The following is a 17,237-nucleotide window of genomic DNA, read 5'->3' as shown; positions in this document are numbered from 1 at the left end:
AAAGTTATTTATAATCGATATTACACAAAACAGCTTCGCGAAAACAGGTGCTCCTGCATCGCTTCGCTAGCTTCGTCGCAAAGACCCGGCCGAACTCCCTTCGGCCAAGTCTTTCCTGGGGGCTTGCAAAAACCCGTGCTCCTGCATCGCTACGCTAGCTTCGTCGCAAAGAGCCGGCCTTGCAAGCTACGGCCAACTCTTAGCTAACTCGGACTCGTTCCACTTCGTCCGAGTGGATCTCAGCACTTCGCTCGAAACAGAGTTGGCAAACCAACTCTGTTTCTAATCCCCTGGGAGTCTTCGCTGTCTTGCTCCATATCTTTAGATTGCTTTCTATTTAAGAAATTTGCTTCAGCTTGTTTCAAGTAAAGGAGGGGATGTCATATTTCAGAATGCAATCAAAATGAAGTGACAGACGGTGAAGAGCAAAGATATGCTCCTGCATCGCTGCACTAGCTTCGTCGCAAAGACTTTTCCTCGCAAGCTTCGGCCAAAGTCTTTCCTGCGGGAAAAAGAGCGAGTCCTGAGACCCTGCAGGGAAGGTTTGACCGAACTACATTCGGTCGAACCTTTGCGACGAAGCGCAGGGCGCTGCAACGGTTTTTCATGTCTCGAAGCTAGTGCAGCGATGCAGAGACAGGAGCATCGGTTTTCATCGCGACTGAGGAGGCTTAGGCCGCTCCCCGCGGAACGCGTCCGCCTAGAGCGAAATGATTCAAGAAGAGTCGGGTTTTTGCATTTTAATCTAAATCCGTTTTCTTGCTGAAGGAGACGGGGGATGTTATTATTTAATTAATATCTCGAATTCAAGATAATTTAAGGAGGCATTTATTATGAAGTTGGAAGGCATTCACCACGTTTCAGCAATTACGGCCAATGCAGATAAAAACCATGATTTCTTTACACGAATCCTTGGCATGCGTCTTGTGAAAAAAAGCGTTAACCAGGATTCCACATCATCCTATCATTTATTTTACGCAGATGCGGTAGGTACGCCGGGAACAGATATGACGTATTTTGATATTCCGATGGCCGGGCGCACTTATCCCGGTGTTTCAAGCATCAGCAATACAGCTTTTCGTGTGAAAAGCGAGGAAGCATTGCAGTACTGGCTGAAGCGTTTTGAGGAATTCCAGGTGCCTCACGGTGAAATCCGTGAAAGATTCAATCGCAGGACTTTGGAATTTGAAGACTTTGAAGGTTCCAGGTTAATGCTTACGGTTGATGACGGCACCGGCATTGAATACGGTATTCCTTGGACGAAAGCTGGGGTTCCGGAAGAATATGCGATTGTCGGTTTGGGAAATGTAAGGCTGACGGTCCGTAAAAAAGACCGGACGGCAGCGGTGTTGACGGAAATCATGGGCTTCGAGGAAATCGGTTCCTATCCATCTGAAGTTGAAGGAATGGCAGATATTTTTGTCTATTCGACAGGAAAAGGCGGCCCTGCCGGCGAAGTACATGTAGAGGAGCGTCCGGATCTTCCGCCGGAACGTCCTGGGCGCGGGAGTGTCCACCATGTTGCATTTCGGGTAAAGACTTTTGAAGAATACAGCAAATGGAATAAATATTTGCGGGACAACGGATTCATGACTTCCGGGGAAGTTGATCGGTATTATTTCAAAGCCATCTATTTCCGGGAGCCAAACGGTATTCTATTTGAGCTTTCAACGGATGAACCAGGGTTCGCGACGGATGAACCAATGGAAAGTTTAGGGGAAGAACTGGCTTTGCCGCCATTCCTGGAACCAAAAAGAGCTGAAATAGAAGCATCGCTGCGTCCGTTGAGTATTAATAAGCACTAATCGAGGAGGATGGAAGATGGATTTTAAAATGGTAGAGCTTGGCCAGGATGAATTTGCATTCCGCAATGAAGATAATGGAACGGTTAATGCTGAAATCACCTGGACCCAAATGGCAGACGTTATGGTCGTGGAACATACTTTTGTAAATGAAAATATGCGCAATCAGGGATTGGCGAAAAAGCTGGTTGACCGCGCAGTCGAATATGCACGTGAAAATGAATACAAAATCGAGCCTGTCTGCTCATACGTAGCGACAGTCTTCGAACGGTATGATGAATATGAGGATGTAAAGGTGTAAATAGAAAAGCGAAAGTGAGAGATGGCCCCAAGAAATTTGGGGCCATCTCTTGCGACGAAGCAGCGCAGCGATGCAGGAGCACCGAAGAATCCAACTGCCGTGGCGCTCTTTGCCACGGCAGCTGGGATGGCTTATGACCCGAAGAGCTGGGCCACTGGAGTCTGGACAAAGAAAAGCGACAGTGCCCGTTAAGCTCTGAAAGGCGTAAGACAGGCCAGCAGAGTGGCGTTCTTTGCCACGGCAGCTGGGATGGCTTATGACCCGAAGAGCTGGGCCACTGGAGTCTGGACAAAGAAAAGCGACAGTGCCCGTTAAGCTCTGAAAGGCGTAAGACAGGCCAGCAGAGTGGCGTTCTTTGCCACGGCAGCTGGGATGGCTTATGACCCGAAGAGCTGGGCCACTGGAGTCTGGACAAAGAAAAAACAAAAAAGCAATCCGCCATTTATTATGGTTTGGATTGCTTTTTCTATGTCTCAGTTATGTAATTTTTCATAACTACCTCCAATTTCTTATAGGAATGTCATTAAGAAAACGATACCAGTCAAAATTGAAGCTCCACCTACACCGTACATGAAATCTGATTGGCTAAATACTAAGTTTTTTTCCATTTTATAGAACCCCTCTCAAATGTTTGTAATTTTGTTTGTTACTAAATAAATACCCGGGTAAAAGCATTTTAAACATGTTTCAGCAAATTTTTTCAGGGAATCTTATTTATGAACAAGTTTTCTGCGAGCCGTATTAGAAATTGGTGCGGCTGCAAATAAGAGGGAGGTAGTTAGATGAATAATGGAACAATCAGCAGGACAGGAGAAAGAGTCCTCGGCATAATCGGAATTGTATTTAACATTATTACAATCATTTTATTGGCATGGCTGATCACTAGTCTCAGCGGCTTGGAAGGTACTGCCGAGTTTGAACAGTTTGAGCAGGAAATTATGAATGATCCCGCTTTTGAGGGAAGTCCAGAAGAAGCTCAAATGGTAGTGGATTTCATTATGGACGGTGTTGGAGTATTCGGCTGGGCTATAGTAGCGATGCTTGCACTAAGCACGATTTTGGCGGTAGTTGCTCTTATTAACTTGAAGAAAACAAGCAATGCGAGCCTGGCAGGCATATTCTTCATTCTTGCAGGTCTGTTGGCAGGCGTCCTGTCACTGACGTCGATTCTCTTCTATATTGCTGCAATCATGTGCTTTGTACGCAAACCGCCAATGCGCGATGATGAGTTGCACAGAAGAGATGACGGGGCATACCGTGACGAGAAAATCCGCAGAACGGATGAACCTGTATATCGCGAAGACGAAGTTCGCAGAACAGACGATACAGTCCGCCGCGATGATACGCGCCGCGACGACGATACACCGTATCGTCCACTATAAACAGTACAAAGAAAAGCACCTGCTCATAGAGCGGGTGCTTTTCAAGCTGTCGAGAAACTGTAGATTTGATGGGGTGCAGAATCTGTTTGTCGGCTTTCTCACTTCTAAATGGATTGTATAAATTATTGCTTATATAGAAACCATTTCTGAGATATGGAGCAAAACAGCGAAGACTCCCAGGTGATTAAGCCACCAGGTAAAACCATTGTGCTCCTGTATCGCTGCGTTGCTTCGTCGCAAAGACTTAGCCTTGCAAGCTTCGGCTAATGTCTTCGGAGCTGTTTTGCGGAATATCGGTTTCCCAGTTTTCTTTCTAAACAAGCTAAAAAGCACCTGCTCATAGAGCGGGTGCTTTCAAATTATAAACATATTTGGCTGTCTGCAACGGATGGCCTTCAAATAATTCTTCAAATTCTTCCACAAACTCAAAGCCGTTCGCTTCATAAAAACTGCGGCCTTTTTTATTTTCGCATTCCACATAAACAAATAGATTGGAACCGTCGAGCAAATAAGTCAAACCGCTGTTGAGCAGCATTTTTCCATAGCCGTGGCGCTGGTGTTCAGGTTTCAAATACAAGGCAATCAATTCCGCGTCCCCGTCATCATCGAGTTTCGTGAAATTGGCAAAGCCAACGGGTTCGCCTTCGTGTTCAGCCAATAAAAGGATGGTTTTTTTCAGGCGCATTTCCATCATTGGGACGGAATAGGATTTATCTAAGAAACGTTGCTGTATATTCACTGGGATTATGTCTTGGTAAGTGTCATTCCAACTGATATGGGCAATTTCCTGAACAGCTGTAATATCTTTGGGTGTACCTGTGCGAATCATGCAATCACCTCGGAAATTCTTTTCGTCATCATATCAAAATTCCCCATGAATAGCCACTGTTGTGGAATAATAGAGACAAAAGGAGGGAATGCATTTGACTTGGGAATTTTATGATTTCAATGAACTCATTGCAGCTGAACTCTATGACATGCTGAAGCTGCGGGTGGATGTCTTTGTCGTTGAGCAAAATTGTCCGTATCCTGAACTGGACGGCCTGGATCAGAAATCGGTCCATTTGGCATATAAAGAAAATGAAAAGATCCTTGCCTATGCGCGGCTTGTGCCGGGAGAACTTAAATATGGCGTTCCTTCTATAGGGCGGGTAATCGTCAACCCAGAGGCCAGAGGACGCGGTCTAGCCCGTGAATTGATGCACAAAAGCATCGATTTTATTTTCAGTGAATGGCAAACCGAAGAGATTCGGCTGCAGGGGCAGGTCTATTTAAAGGAATTCTACCAATCGTTCGGTTTTGATCCGATATCAGACGTTTACGATGAAGACGGCATCCCGCATGTGGATATGAAACTGGATAAAAAGGATAGTCTGAACATCCCGAAATAGATTAAATAAAAGGAATAAGGGTATATATTATAGAAGACATCAATTCGCGGAGGAGTGAATCGAATGGCAAAAGGAAAAGGATTGTTATTGGCGGGTCTTGCAGTAGGTGCCTACACTTACTTCAAAAACCCCGAAAATCGCGAAAAAGCGACATTGGCTTTCAATAATGCGAAAGAGAAGGTGAATTCATATATGGAATCACAAAACCTGGACGACAATAAAAAAACAGCGCATGATGGATCGAAACCGCAGGAACCACGTGAAAATAAGATGGTTTCAGAAGGTGCGATGACTTCAGTGCAGTATTATAATGAAGAAGAACAGCAAAAAGAAGACAAAAATGAAGAGAAAACAAAATTATCGCCAAACGATACAAGCAAAGAAAAAGCGGAAGATACCGAATCGGCTTCTCCCGAACCAAAAATAAATACAGACAATATTTAAAAGGGTGGTCCGAGGACCACCCTTTATTTTTATTTCCGTAAAGTTGCAAAGTTGATTGCTGCAGCGCTTAACAGCAATATGCCGCTAGTGATAAAACCGTTGTCGGCGCTCAATGCCAGTGCGCCTGTAAAGGATGAACCCGCTACGACACCGATTGAAAAGAAGGCGTAAAAATAGCCGTAGGCTTTGCCCCGGGAACGTTCCGTCGTCGAATCAATCAGCAATGAATTAATGGAGGGAAACAGGAACGCAAAGCCGATTCCGTATGTAATCATACTGATATAAAGCAGGGGAGCCGCAGAAACAGCACTCAATAGAAACAGCGAAGTGCCCATAAGGAAGAAACCGGCTATTAAAGTATAAACAGGCTTAATGGCGTCGAACAGCCGATTTACAGGGAGCAGGAACACCAAAATGGCTGCAATGCCGAAAACGCTCAATAACAGGCCGCTCATTTCAGCGGGCAGACCAAGTCCGGAAACTTTCAGGGGCAGCATATAAGCCAGCACGCCTTGTGAAAACATCAGGAAGAAGGCGCCCAGAAAAGCGCGCAATAAACCTGAGTTAAGAATGATCATATTAAAAGTAAGAGGTTCAGCGGGCAGTTCTTTTCGTTTTTTGATAGTGCGGCTCAACATGAAAAAAGATAAAATGCCGAGAATCAGCAGCATACTACCTGTCACTGCCATAGTTTCCGGTACACTTGTGCGGCTGGAAAATATTGCGCCGTAAGCGGGGCCGATAATGGCGGCAAGTCCGACAAAAGCGCCTGAAACGGCCGCTCCTTTACCACGGCGGCTATGGTCAGTTCGGTTGGCCAAATAGGTGAAAGCTGCAGGGACGATCAGTCCGGCTGCCAATCCATGTAAAAAACGGATGGCGAGCAAGCTGTATGGACCTTCTGCAAGTGAGTAAGTGAAGAGGAATGCCGCAGTCAGCAGCAATCCTGCCACTAAAATGGCAAAGGGCCCTTTTCTGTCAGAGAAAATGCCTGAAACAACGTTGCCAAAAGTATTGGACAGTGAATACATGCCGACGGCCAATCCCGTTAAAAAGGGAGTTGCCTGCAATTCAATCGCAAAAGGGCTGATGATCGGCAATTGAGCAAAAAGATCAAAGAATGCAAAGAAGATGATGAGATAGATAAAAAGCTGCATTGCTGTTCCTCATTCCCTGAAATAATAAAAGATTATGGATTAAGAGAGAGTGTTAAAAGGGTAAATAGAAATAATGAAACTATTATACCACCTGGAGGTAGAAAGATGAAAAAGGCAATGTTTATACTGAATCCGTCGGCAGGAAAAGAAAAAGCTGCCGATTATAGAGAAAATGTGGAAAAAACCCTTAAAGAAATGGGATATATTGTCGATACTAAAGAGACAGAAAAACAAAGGGACGCAACTCTTTTTGCTCGTGAAGCCTGTGAGCAGGAATATGATTTTGTTGTGGCGATGGGTGGAGACGGCACGATAAACGAAGCGGTATCCGGTCTGGCGGAGCAGCCTCATCAGCCGTTGTTTTCCCTGATTCCTCTTGGCACTGTCAATGATTTTGCGCGGGCACTCGGAATTTCCCTGGACCCGGAAGAAGCGATCGAAGCATTGAAAAAAGGAACAGAAAAAGCTGTTGATATCGCGAAAGTGGGCGATATGTACTTCATGAATATTTTGGCTATCGGCGATATAGCGGAATCCACTTCTTCTGTGTCACCGGAACAGAAGACCCGCCTTGGGGCGCTTGCTTATTTTATTGAAGGAATCAAAGCGATTACGTCCGAAGAAGAAACTTATTTCGAAGTTGAACATGACCACGGAGTTTGGAAAGGAGACGCCAAACTGGTTCTGGTTGCATTGACCAATTCAGTTGGCGGCTTTGAAAAGCTGGCACCGGAAGCATTAACGGATGACGGTCTTCTTCATCTATACATTATAGAACATGCAAAACTCGCCGGTTTTGTCAGAATGGCAGGAGCTTTATGGCGAGGAAAACTGGAAGAAGACCCTGAAGTTGAAGCCATCCATACAACAAAAGTAGTCATCAGAACGAAAGAACCGTTAATTTGTAATATTGATGGTGATGAAGGGTGTGCAACACCGTTTAAAATCGAAGTTCTGCCGCGGCATATTCGTGCCCTCATTCCGCCAGACAAAGAAGAATTAAAAGACTAGAATAATAAACGCATTATATTGGGGGAGATGTGGCGTATTTCAGAAATATTAAATGTATGTTACTTTTAAAGATAAAGCGAGATTTTTTATGACATTTGCGGTATGTTTAGTATATATTTAGGGAAGATATTTCCTATAAAATTTACGGATAGGGCATAGGTAATAGACCATATTGCTTAAAAAATTATATTATTTTAAGCAAAACTGTGTCCTTATTTATTGTTTCAGTATATAGTTAACATAGTGAGTGCAAAAACTTGTGAAAAGAAAGACGGGGAAAAGATGAATATAATTGCTGTACCAACAATTCAAGAAACCATTTCCAAGATTTTCATGACAGAAAGTGAAAATTTAAACCAATATGATGGCTTGGAAAAGTTTTTTGAAACCGAAACTCAATTAATTTATGAAATCCATCACCTGGAAAAAGAGAAGGCGAAAGAGACGCTTCGTGCCTTGATCGATATGATTTCATTGCATGCAGGCAAAGATACGATCCGCGCGATCCGAAACTATTACATAGTTCTCTCTTCTGTGATGGCAAGAAAACTATTTGAAATGCGCGTGCCGCCGAAAAAAGCTTTTGCTTTCAATAATGCCTGTATCGAGCTTGTCGATAACCGCATGAATGATTCAGAGTTTTTATATGTAGCGGATGAACTAATTGAGTTCTTCATTTCAGTGATTTCAGAACGCAAACAGCCTTCTTTCGGGCATCAGACTGTAAACAAAGTGGTCATGTTCATCAACGATGAAGTGGAACGTGATTTGTCTGTGGAAGATGTAGCGAAGCATTTCCATATCTCAACAAGCCATTTGTCGCGGATTTTCCGTGAGCATGCCGGCATCACATTGGTGGAATACTTGAATGTGCGCCGTGTTGAGGAATCTCAGCATTACCTTCGCCATTCAGACAAAGGAATTTCAGAGATCTCGAAACAATTCCATTTCTGCAACCAGAGCTACTTTACCCGCATCTTCAAGAAATATACCACGGTTACGCCGAAGCAATTCCGCGACAGCCAGCATATTCCTTATTTCAGATATACATTACCGAATGCCAAGTAACTAGCAAGGAGAAGAAATTCTCCTTTTTTTTCTGGACATTTTCGACTGTATGAATGCGCTGCTGCGCCATAATGTTGTCAAATCTTGTGTCCAATACAGTGTCAGGCTTTTTCGCGGTTTGAAATATACTCTTCGGATGCGGTATACTTCTTAATAGTTTAAAAAGGTGAAGGTGACTAATTTGAAAAAGAAATTTATTTTAATGTCGATGCTTACGGCTGCGGTGCTTTTCCTTAGTGGCTGTTCGGCTGTAGAGAATAAAGAAGGATTTTTCTATAGCATTTTTGTTGCGCCGTTTGATTTTTCCCTTGATTATTTAGGAAATCTTTTTGGGGGCAGCTATGGACTTGCGATTGTAGCCATCACGGTTATTATCCGTCTTGTACTGATGCCTTTCATGCTGCGTACTTATAAACGCCAGCAGGGAATGAAAGTGAAAATGGATGCAATGCGCCCGGAAATGGAAGATATCCAAAAGCGCCTGAAGGGGACAAAGGATAAAGAAGAGCAGATGAAGCTTCAGCAGGAAATGATGGGGCTTTACAAAAAACATGAAGTCAACCCATTGAATATGGGCTGTCTGCCGGTAGTCATCCAGATGCCGATTATTATGGGGCTCTATTTCGCCATCCTGTATTCGCCGGAAGTGCGTTCGCATGAATTCCTTTGGTTCAACCTTGGTGAACCGGATATCGTCATGACATTGATCGCCGGTGCTGTTTACTTCTTCCAGGCAAAAGTATCCCTCTGGACGATGCCGGAACAGCAGCAGAAACAGATGAAGCTTTTCGTCTACATTTCACCGATCATGATCATGTTCATCTCATTCACGTCAATGGCCGCTTTGCCGGTTTACTGGACAGTCGGCGGTATTCTATTGATCATCCAAACATTCATCGGACGCAAGTTTTATTCGAACCATCCCGAGAAAGCTTTGGAAGCAGTGGAAGATGAAGGCGATGAGAAAGTGGTTTTGGAAAAGAAAAAATAATTTTGAAAGCTTGCCGGCATCGAATGCCGGCTTTCTTTTTTGGGAGTGGAACGAATGAATTCAAAAATGCTGCAAGGAATCGGGATTGCTTCACTTAGTATTTTGGCGGTTGTATTCCTGATTATGGGATATATGGATATCGCAGTACTGTTCATGACCGTACTGTTCGTTCTGACGAATATGTTCAGGTATCGGCAGATGAAAGCGCAGGGCATGGACCGCGAAGCGAAATGGATGATGGGGATGGCAGTCATCTTCGGTATTCTCTTTTTCGTAGTGCTTGGAACCATTCTGCTATAAATGAAAGAAACCAAAACTTCATCCAAAACACAAAAACAGCGCCGCCCGTTTAAAGGGAGGCGCTGTTTTTTGCATGCTATATTATATTCCTTGGAAGTCTTCTTAAGCGGTAGCCGCAGTATTTTGAGCTTGCCGTTTATCCTGTTCGCGTTCATTCAGCAAAAGATCTAATCGGTTCATAAGATTGAGAAGATCGCTTTGTGAAATTTGTTTCATTGTGCCCATCTCCTTGTAGCTTTGATACCTATATATTCGAATGGTATCTAAGGCTTTTGGGGGTGGAATGAAAAAATTAATATGAGAATTTTTTTCGGGTCATCAGGACAACGATAATGGCAGGGAACGAAAACGCGATCATTCCGAGGAATGACAAGCCAGGCGAGATTTCATACAGGAATCCGCCGATGAAAGTCAGCAAAGCGACGCTCAGGCTCATGGCAACTGCGGCATACATTCCTTGCGCAGCGGGTATATGCAAAGGATCGAGCTTTTTAAAAATATAGCGGATGAAAGCAAAATGGGCGACGCCGAAGGATAAGGCGTGCAGCACCTGCGAAAAAATGAACACCCATACAGATGGAAACATGAAAATCAAAATCCAGCGCAGAGTCGAGCCGATGCCCGCCAGAAGAAACATCGATGAGACGCTCCATTTGTCAAACCACGTATCCGCTTTAGCAAAAAAGAGGATTTCAAAAATGATGGCGACATTGAGGATCAGGCCGATATAAAAGCTGTTGACCCCGATGTCCTGCAAATAGATGAAGCCGTAGTTATAATAAGCGGCATGAGCGCCCTGCAATAAAATCGACACCGTTAAGATGGTTAAAAATGCTTTGGATTTCAGTAATTCTCCGACAGCGCCTTTGCTCGCTTTGTTTTTTGGCTCCGGTTTTATTGATAGAGGTGCAGGGGAGACGGCTGATTGCGTAACTGCCATGAACAGCAGTCCGGCAAGCATGACCCAAAGAATCGCCTGTTCCTGCCAGATAGCTGTCACTACTCCGACAATCAGTAAAGCAACCGTATAGCCGAGTGACCCGAAAGACCGGCTTTTTCCGTAATGGATGCGGTCGCTTTGCATCAATACAGTGGCGCCGCTTTCCATGGCAGGCAAGATATTCGGATAGATCAGGTTGAAGATGAATGTAATGGCAAAAAGCATTATATAAGAATTGGCAGGTATGTATAAAGCCATACTGATGAGTGAAGCGATGGCCAGAATCTGCATCAGCCGGCCAAGGGAAAACAGCCTTGTGAGCATGGGGAAAAAGAACAAAGTGGATAAAGAGCGGGCAATCATGCCGGCCCCCATGATGATGCTTGCTGCGGAAACGCTGAGTCCTTTATCGTTGGTTAACCAGCCCGTCCAGTAAGGAAGAAATATGCCCCAGGTGAAAAAGAAGGCAAAGAAGTTAAGCGACAGCCATTTTTGATTGTTCATGCGTGTACCCTCTAATCTTTAAAAAGTCATTTCAAGTATATCGAAAGTTCATTGATTTAGGGAGAATTTAAAGCATAAAGGTGTTAGAATGATAAAGAACTTGAGAGAAAGAAGGAGAACTATGCAATCTCGTTATTCAATGAATAAAAAAGATAAGAAACCTTATATAAAATGGATTTTGATCATCGGTGCTTTGCTAATTGCGGCATCAATTACAGTGTGGCTTTATCTTCATGACTGGGATATGGAACGGAGCCTTGATGCTTTAACAGGGGGCAGCAATCAGCAGCAACCTGCGGAAGAGCAGATTGCGGATGTTCAGGAAGATGATATTGTCATTCCTGAAGAAAAAGAGGAAGAAGTCGAAGAAAATCTTCCGGTAACTCAGGAACCAGATGAAGAAGCTGTGGAAGAGGAAGTTAAAGACGCAACCGTGTACCCCGAATCGGTTGAATTGCCGGACGAACCTACAGTGATTGATGGCATTCTGCTGGCAAACAAGCAGAATCCGCTGCCTTCGGATTATGCTCCGGGCGTTAATCCGGAAGCGCAAAGCGCTTTTGAAGCGATGCGTGCCGACGCGTTAAAATTAAATATCGATTTAACCGCCTTCAGTACATTCCGTGATTTTGCCCGCCAGAAGGAATTATATGAAGGATATGTTGCTAAAGACGGACAGGAAAAAGCGGACCGCTACAGTGCCCGTCCCGGTTTTTCGGAACACCAGACAGGTTTGGCTTTTGATATCGGCGAATCCGGTGCGGAGGAGCACTGGGCCGCGGCAAGTTTTGGCGATACCGAAGCTGGCAAATGGGTGGCTGAAAACGCCCACCGCTACGGCTTTATCCTGCGTTACCCGGAAGGCAAAGAACAATTGACCGGCTATATGCATGAATCGTGGCATTTCCGCTTTGTCGGAAAAGAAGTTGCGAAAGAAATTTACGAAGCGGATATCACTTTGGAAGAATATCTTGAACAGCAGTAAACGATAAAAAAAGCGCCGATCAGCAGTTAATGCTGATCGGCGCTTTTTTAAAGATGAAGAATCTAAAGATTCTTTGCAATGAGTGTCTTCTTGTCCAGACTCCAGCGGCCCAGCCCCTCGAGTCGCTTCGGACTTGCCAGCAATGGCAAAGAACGCCATTACTTTCAAGTCCTCCAGCGCTTGTCAGGTCTAAACGGGCGCTTGCGCTTTTCTTACAAAATCGGTGCCAGTAAACGGGCAATCGATTCTTTTGTTTTGATTAATTTAGTCCGCTCATAATAGATCTGCATGGTGAGTTCGTTCGATAACTCCATATCCTGGCGGAACAGTCGGCCGAGTTCTTTGGAAATATCGTTATCGTAGATGAATGCATTCACTTCGAAATTCAATTTAAAGCTGCGGACATCAATATTGGCGGTTCCGACAGTCGATGCCTTATCATCCACTACAATCATTTTTGTATGCAGGAAGCCGTTGTCGTAGATGAAAACACGCGCCCCCGCGCGCAGCAGCTGACCTGCATATGAATAGGTTGCCCAATAGACAAATGGATGGTCGGGTTTATTCGGGATCATCACCCGCACGTCAATCCCTGACAATGCCGCCACTCGAATCGCGTCATAGAAGCTGGCATCCGGGATGAAGTAGGGGGTCTGGATGTAAATATATTCATCAGCCATATTGATCAGTTTCATATAGCCGTCTTTGATCTGTTCCCATTCCTCGTCGGGGCCGCTTGAGACAATCTGCATGGAAGTTGTCCCTTTTTCAGCTATGGCAGGAAAATAGATTTCATCATATTCAATGTCCTGGCGAATGGAAGCCTGGTTCCAGTCACGGATGAAACGGGTTTGGAGCGGATGCAATGCTCCGCCTTCTATGCGGAGGTGTGTATCGCGCCAATAACCGAATTTCCTGCTGAGCCCGATATATTCGTCGCCGACGTTAAAACCGCCGATGTATCCAATGCAGCCGTCGATGACGACGATTTTTCTGTGGTTGCGGTAATTCAACCGCGGATTAATGAGCGGCAGAATGGAAGGGAAGAAAGTCTCCACTTCGCCGCCGTACTTGACCAATTCCTTGAAATGTCTTTTGCTCAATGTACGTGAGCCCATATCGTCATACAATAACCTGATTTTTACCCCTTGCTTCGCTTTTTCGATCAAGGCATCCAGAAGGCGGTTGCCTAATTGATCCAGCCTGAAAATATAGTATTGGATATGTATATGGTGTTTCGCATTCTCGATATCTTTTATCAGCGCTTCGAATTTATCGCGTCCATCATTGAAAATTTGGACATCATTGTTTTGGGTCAAAACAGCACCGTTATTACGAAGGTGAAGATAAATCAGATCTTTATATTCTTTTGAATTTTCATTTCTGAAAAAGAAAGTGTCATCATGAAGCTCGTTCATCTGGTGGGCGATCAAATTCTCAATCCCGACACGGGTACGGCCTTCCCATTTGAATAAAGTCTTTTTCCTGAGGCGCCGCCCAAGCAGAAGATAGATGAAGAAACCGGCAATCGGAATGAAAAACAGCACCAATAGCCATGCCCAAGTTGAAGAAGCATCACGGCGTTCAAGAAAAACCAGTGCTGCGGCAAGGAAGATATTCAATATGAAAATAGCGACTGATAAGACGCTGATGATGGTGAGAGTCATTTTACTTCCCCTTTTATACAAAATACATTGTATTTACAGTATAAACCATTTAATTCTCTATAAGAAGAAATTGTAAAAATCGATTTTAAAATTCTTTCTTAAAGCAAAAACCCGCTTCAAAGGAAACGGGCTTGCCGGCTTAATTGATTTGTTCCTGTTCTTTCAATTGTTCAACAATGCCTTCGACTTCTGTGCGGCTCATTTTTTCTTTGCCGGATTTCAAAGCTTTTAATGTACTGTGCGCTAAGGCGAGCGGTACTTTACAGAACATTAGAATTCGCTTGTTGGTAATTGATTTTACATATAAATCGGCTTGTGCAAGATTTTCATTTGCATAATTGAACATATCTTCGCGTGTCCAGCCTTCCGGTACAAAGCTGACACCGCGTTCGCGGTCTTCGTCCAGATTGCGCAGCATATTGACGGCCTGCAGACCGCGTCCGAAACCGATAGCAAGCTGCGGATCTGTTTCTGTATTGTCATGCCATTTCCAAAGATCGGACAGCATCGTTCCGACTAGTCCCGCGACGTAATACGTATAATCATCGAGGTCTTCGCGAGTGCGGATGACAAACTTCCGGTCTACCCATTTAGCCATTCCTTCCGCCATTTCCGCTGTCGATTCCAAGACTTTGGGTGCGATTTCAGGCGGGCAGACGCTGATCCAATCGGCCAGTCGGAGACTGACTTCCGGCAGCATGTGCTTATAAGGTTTAAGCATCGCTTCATAAGCTTCCCGGTCGAACGGCAAGTGAAGCATCTTGCTGGTTTCCCTTAGTAGCCTGCTTTTAACTTCATCTTCCAGTTCCGGATGATCTTCGAGTTCATCGATTGCGCGCATGCAAAGGTAAGCTGAGCCCACAGTCTTTTTTAGAACGGGTTCCAAAAAGCTGATGGGTATGAAGAAGGTACGGCTCGTTTCTTTCAGCATGACCATTGACTCTTTTTGCAGATTCGCAACTTTACTCATCTCAAATTCCTCCTTTTCGCTTGGATAGTCCATCGTGCATTTATGTATATATGTATATTCTCTTGGCGTCAGCCATTCCTCAGAATGAAATTGCCTTCCCTTTAAATATAAACCATCTGGCGGAAAAAACAAATGATAATACGGTATTGGCACTGAGCAGAAAGAAAAATCCCTTTCCAAAACACGAGGTTTGGAAAGGGGAGGTTATTCCGGATGGAAATGGGTCCAGGCTTCTTGAATGCCTCCGGCACACGCTTTCGAGGCTCTAAAAATCATTGTGCTTGCCGGGGAGTCCAGCAATTCCGGCTGCGCATTGCCAACCATTACAGATGGATGGCCTAAAGTCAGCATTTCTTTATCATTGCCCGAATCACCAGCTACAAGTATTTTGGCTTCGCGAGCACTGAATTTATCAAGGATGTATTCAAGTGCTGTTCCTTTGCCGCTGCCAGCTGGAAGGATATCGAGGTCACGTCCGCCGCTGAATATCAGCTTATGTGGAATCCCTGCTTCACTGAGACGTGTTTCAAAGGCTGTTACAATCCGGCTGTCTTCCGCGTAATAGGAACAGCGATTAGTAACCGGTAAATCCTGTTTCCGCAAACCATCAATAGTGGCTGCTAGCTTATCAATTGCTTCAGGCTGCCATTGTCCCAGCATCTTCTTTTCCCATTCCAGGTCTTTTTCGAACGAATTCCCAAAACGAATTTCTGTGCCGACATCTGTAATCAGCACATCAGGAGCTGGTAAATTTTCTTCTTCAATCAACGACATTGCCGAATGGTAATGCCGTCCGGTGATGTAGATAAAGGAAACATCGAATTCCTGTCTATCGTAAAACTTCAAAAGTTCATCGAGTCCTTCACGATCACCGACGAACGTTCCATCCAAATCGGTTGCCAACAAATGTGTTGCTTTGTGCACTGCTTACCACCTCATACATTTTCATTACTCTTTCCGAAATTGACGGCCAATGGAAATCTTTTTTAGCCAACTCTACAGCCTGTCTACTGAGTTTCTGGGCAAGAAGGGAGTTGATAGAAATAACTTCCATTGCAACTGCCAGATCGACTGCATTTTTTGTTTCCACGAGAAGTCCGGTAACACCATCTTGAACGACATTTTTAAGTCCGCCTATATTTGAAGCGATAACCGGGCTTCCGCAAGCTTGTGCTTCCGCCGCTACCATTCCGAAAGATTCATAGAAACTTGGAACGATGGTCGCCGTAGCAGAGTTGAAGAGCAGCGCCAGTTCTTCCTGTGACTTAGGACCAAGAAAATCCACATGATCTTCTATTCCGCGTAACGCTTTGCGGATTTTATGATTTTTTGGAAGGTTCGTTACAGAATCAATTGCATCCGGTTCGCCTCCAGCGAGCACAAGACGGGGACGATACGTATCTGTCGTCTTTTCGGCGAGCAATTTAAATGCGTTCAGCAAGGTGAAAATACCTTTGGTTTCTTCTAATCTTCCAGCGAAAACGAATAGAGGGCTTGAGTAGCCAAGTTTTTTGCGAATATGGGTCCGGCTTCCGCGTACTTTAAACGCTTCGTCAACACCAATGGGGATTACGCTGATGGGAGAAGGAGAGTCGACATTCTTTTTAATCAAATGCTTTTCACTGTTCGTCGTAGCTAACACCTGGTCGGCTCTTTGCAATATCTCAGTTTCAGCCTCAGTACGACGCTCATCTTCAATTCCTGTGGCTTCCTCTTTTGCCCAGCCAAGGGAATGGGAAGTATGAATGAATGGCAGGTTGAACTCGTCCTTCAATTTTATCCCGATTAATCCTGACAGCCAGTAATGGGTATGGACGATATCATATGTTTCAAGGGGAAGTGTCTCTTTCATTTCTTTATAAAATGCGGAAAGCATTGAATGCATTTCGTTTTTTGAGACAAATCCTTTGTATCCGGCTTCTATGCGGATTACACGGCACGCGTTTCCGAATTCTTCGATGCGGGGTGCAGATTCTTCACACCAATGTGTGACGACGTCCACCTGCAGACCTTTATCCTCCAGCGCAAGTGCCAATTGTTTTACGTAATTATTTTGGCCTCCGGCTTGCTTACCGCCCAACTTTGCCAATGGATCTCCATGATCCGAAACAAACAGCACTTTCTTAATCATCGAGTTCATCTCCGTTTCTATATTCATAAATCATTAACTAAAAAAATTGGGACTACGGTTAATGTATACCCCAAGATTTGGGACTATAAACATTAAATCTGAAAATTAATATATTTGTAAATACTTGGGGATCAGCACAAAAAACGCCAGTAGATACTGGCGCTTAGTGGCTGGTGTTAAAAGTTTTTAAATC

Annotated in this window: 18 protein-coding genes; 11 read left to right on the top strand and 7 right to left on the bottom strand. The window is 44.4% G+C overall.

Going from position 1 to position 17,237, the window contains the following annotated elements:
- Positions 1 to 833: 833 nt before the first annotated feature.
- The 4 genes from AC2Q9J_RS10920 (at position 834) to AC2Q9J_RS10905 (ending at position 3,485) form a co-directional block, all read left to right on the top strand.
- Positions 834 to 1,805 (top strand): ring-cleaving dioxygenase, encoded by a 972-nt coding sequence (locus AC2Q9J_RS10920; RefSeq protein WP_499039822.1) that lies wholly within the window; start codon positions 834 to 836, stop codon positions 1,803 to 1,805.
- Between the two features lie 16 nt (positions 1,806 to 1,821).
- The gene (locus AC2Q9J_RS10915) at positions 1,822 to 2,103 is read left to right on the top strand and encodes a GNAT family N-acetyltransferase (protein ID WP_499039820.1); all 282 of its coding nucleotides are present in this window, start codon (positions 1,822 to 1,824) and stop codon (positions 2,101 to 2,103) included.
- A gap of 21 nt (positions 2,104 to 2,124) precedes the next feature.
- Positions 2,125 to 2,295, top strand: coding sequence for a hypothetical protein (locus AC2Q9J_RS10910; RefSeq protein ID WP_499039818.1), 171 nt, complete (start codon positions 2,125 to 2,127; stop codon positions 2,293 to 2,295).
- Between the two features lie 590 nt (positions 2,296 to 2,885).
- On the top strand, positions 2,886 to 3,485 hold the full coding sequence (locus AC2Q9J_RS10905) for a DUF4064 domain-containing protein (protein WP_499039816.1): 600 nt from the start codon (positions 2,886 to 2,888) through the stop codon (positions 3,483 to 3,485).
- Between the two features lie 337 nt (positions 3,486 to 3,822).
- Here AC2Q9J_RS10905 and AC2Q9J_RS10900 read toward each other — a convergent pair whose 3' ends face one another.
- The gene (locus AC2Q9J_RS10900) at positions 3,823 to 4,314 is read right to left on the bottom strand and encodes a GNAT family N-acetyltransferase (RefSeq protein ID WP_499039814.1); all 492 of its coding nucleotides are present in this window, start codon (positions 4,312 to 4,314) and stop codon (positions 3,823 to 3,825) included.
- Between the two features lie 94 nt (positions 4,315 to 4,408).
- Here AC2Q9J_RS10900 and AC2Q9J_RS10895 point away from each other — a divergent pair, with 94 nt between their 5' ends.
- Positions 4,409 to 4,876 (top strand): GNAT family N-acetyltransferase, encoded by a 468-nt coding sequence (locus AC2Q9J_RS10895; protein ID WP_499039812.1) that lies wholly within the window; start codon positions 4,409 to 4,411, stop codon positions 4,874 to 4,876.
- 63 nt (positions 4,877 to 4,939) lie between these two features.
- Complete coding sequence (locus tag AC2Q9J_RS10890) at positions 4,940 to 5,320, top strand: YbyB family protein (RefSeq protein WP_499039810.1); 381 nt, start codon at positions 4,940 to 4,942, stop codon at positions 5,318 to 5,320.
- A gap of 29 nt (positions 5,321 to 5,349) precedes the next feature.
- On the opposite strand, the gene AC2Q9J_RS10885 is transcribed toward AC2Q9J_RS10890, so the two are convergent.
- On the bottom strand, positions 5,350 to 6,477 hold the full coding sequence (locus AC2Q9J_RS10885; protein ID WP_499039808.1) for an MFS transporter: 1,128 nt from the start codon (positions 6,475 to 6,477) through the stop codon (positions 5,350 to 5,352).
- 105 nt (positions 6,478 to 6,582) lie between these two features.
- On the opposite strand from AC2Q9J_RS10885, the gene AC2Q9J_RS10880 reads away from it, so the two are divergent.
- The 4 genes from AC2Q9J_RS10880 (at position 6,583) to AC2Q9J_RS10865 (ending at position 9,847) form a co-directional block, all read left to right on the top strand.
- Positions 6,583 to 7,488: a diacylglycerol/lipid kinase family protein gene (locus AC2Q9J_RS10880; protein ID WP_499039806.1), complete on the top strand. Its 906-nt coding sequence runs from the start codon at positions 6,583 to 6,585 to the stop codon at positions 7,486 to 7,488.
- Positions 7,489 to 7,770: 282 nt separating this feature from the next.
- Positions 7,771 to 8,556, top strand: coding sequence for a helix-turn-helix domain-containing protein (locus tag AC2Q9J_RS10875; protein ID WP_084243052.1), 786 nt, complete (start codon positions 7,771 to 7,773; stop codon positions 8,554 to 8,556).
- Between the two features lie 181 nt (positions 8,557 to 8,737).
- Positions 8,738 to 9,547: a membrane protein insertase YidC gene (gene yidC / locus AC2Q9J_RS10870; protein ID WP_499039804.1), complete on the top strand. Its 810-nt coding sequence runs from the start codon at positions 8,738 to 8,740 to the stop codon at positions 9,545 to 9,547.
- Between the two features lie 54 nt (positions 9,548 to 9,601).
- Positions 9,602 to 9,847, top strand: a complete 246-nt coding sequence (locus AC2Q9J_RS10865; RefSeq protein ID WP_499039802.1) for a hypothetical protein — start codon at positions 9,602 to 9,604, stop codon at positions 9,845 to 9,847.
- Positions 9,848 to 10,139: 292 nt separating this feature from the next.
- On the opposite strand, the gene AC2Q9J_RS10860 is transcribed toward AC2Q9J_RS10865, so the two are convergent.
- Positions 10,140 to 11,291 carry a 3-phenylpropionate MFS transporter gene (locus AC2Q9J_RS10860; protein ID WP_499039800.1) on the bottom strand — a complete coding sequence of 384 codons (1,152 nt, stop codon included), beginning with the start codon at positions 11,289 to 11,291 and terminating at the stop codon, positions 10,140 to 10,142.
- A 121-nt stretch (positions 11,292 to 11,412) separates the two neighbouring features.
- Between AC2Q9J_RS10860 and AC2Q9J_RS10855 the strand changes: the two genes are divergently transcribed.
- Positions 11,413 to 12,276, top strand: coding sequence for a M15 family metallopeptidase (locus AC2Q9J_RS10855; protein WP_499039798.1), 864 nt, complete (start codon positions 11,413 to 11,415; stop codon positions 12,274 to 12,276).
- A 212-nt stretch (positions 12,277 to 12,488) separates the two neighbouring features.
- Here the strand turns inward: AC2Q9J_RS10855 and cls are convergent, their stop codons facing one another.
- The 4 genes from cls to AC2Q9J_RS10835 form a co-directional block, all read right to left on the bottom strand.
- On the bottom strand, positions 12,489 to 13,943 hold the full coding sequence (gene cls, locus AC2Q9J_RS10850) for a cardiolipin synthase (protein WP_499039796.1): 1,455 nt from the start codon (positions 13,941 to 13,943) through the stop codon (positions 12,489 to 12,491).
- Between the two features lie 139 nt (positions 13,944 to 14,082).
- Complete coding sequence (locus AC2Q9J_RS10845; RefSeq protein ID WP_499039794.1) at positions 14,083 to 14,913, bottom strand: squalene/phytoene synthase family protein; 831 nt, start codon at positions 14,911 to 14,913, stop codon at positions 14,083 to 14,085.
- 204 nt (positions 14,914 to 15,117) lie between these two features.
- On the bottom strand, positions 15,118 to 15,837 hold the full coding sequence (locus tag AC2Q9J_RS10840) for an HAD-IIB family hydrolase (RefSeq protein WP_499039792.1): 720 nt from the start codon (positions 15,835 to 15,837) through the stop codon (positions 15,118 to 15,120).
- Positions 15,782 to 17,044 (bottom strand): glycosyltransferase, encoded by a 1,263-nt coding sequence (locus tag AC2Q9J_RS10835; RefSeq protein ID WP_499039790.1) that lies wholly within the window; start codon positions 17,042 to 17,044, stop codon positions 15,782 to 15,784. The genes AC2Q9J_RS10840 and AC2Q9J_RS10835 overlap by 56 nt, the downstream gene beginning before the upstream one ends.
- Positions 17,045 to 17,237 lie beyond the last annotated feature (193 nt).

The organism is Planococcus sp. RAB007_Raresut (assembly GCF_057369535.1).
The sequence above is the reverse complement of the archived record's forward strand: the minus strand, read 5'-3'. Positions and strand labels throughout refer to the sequence as shown.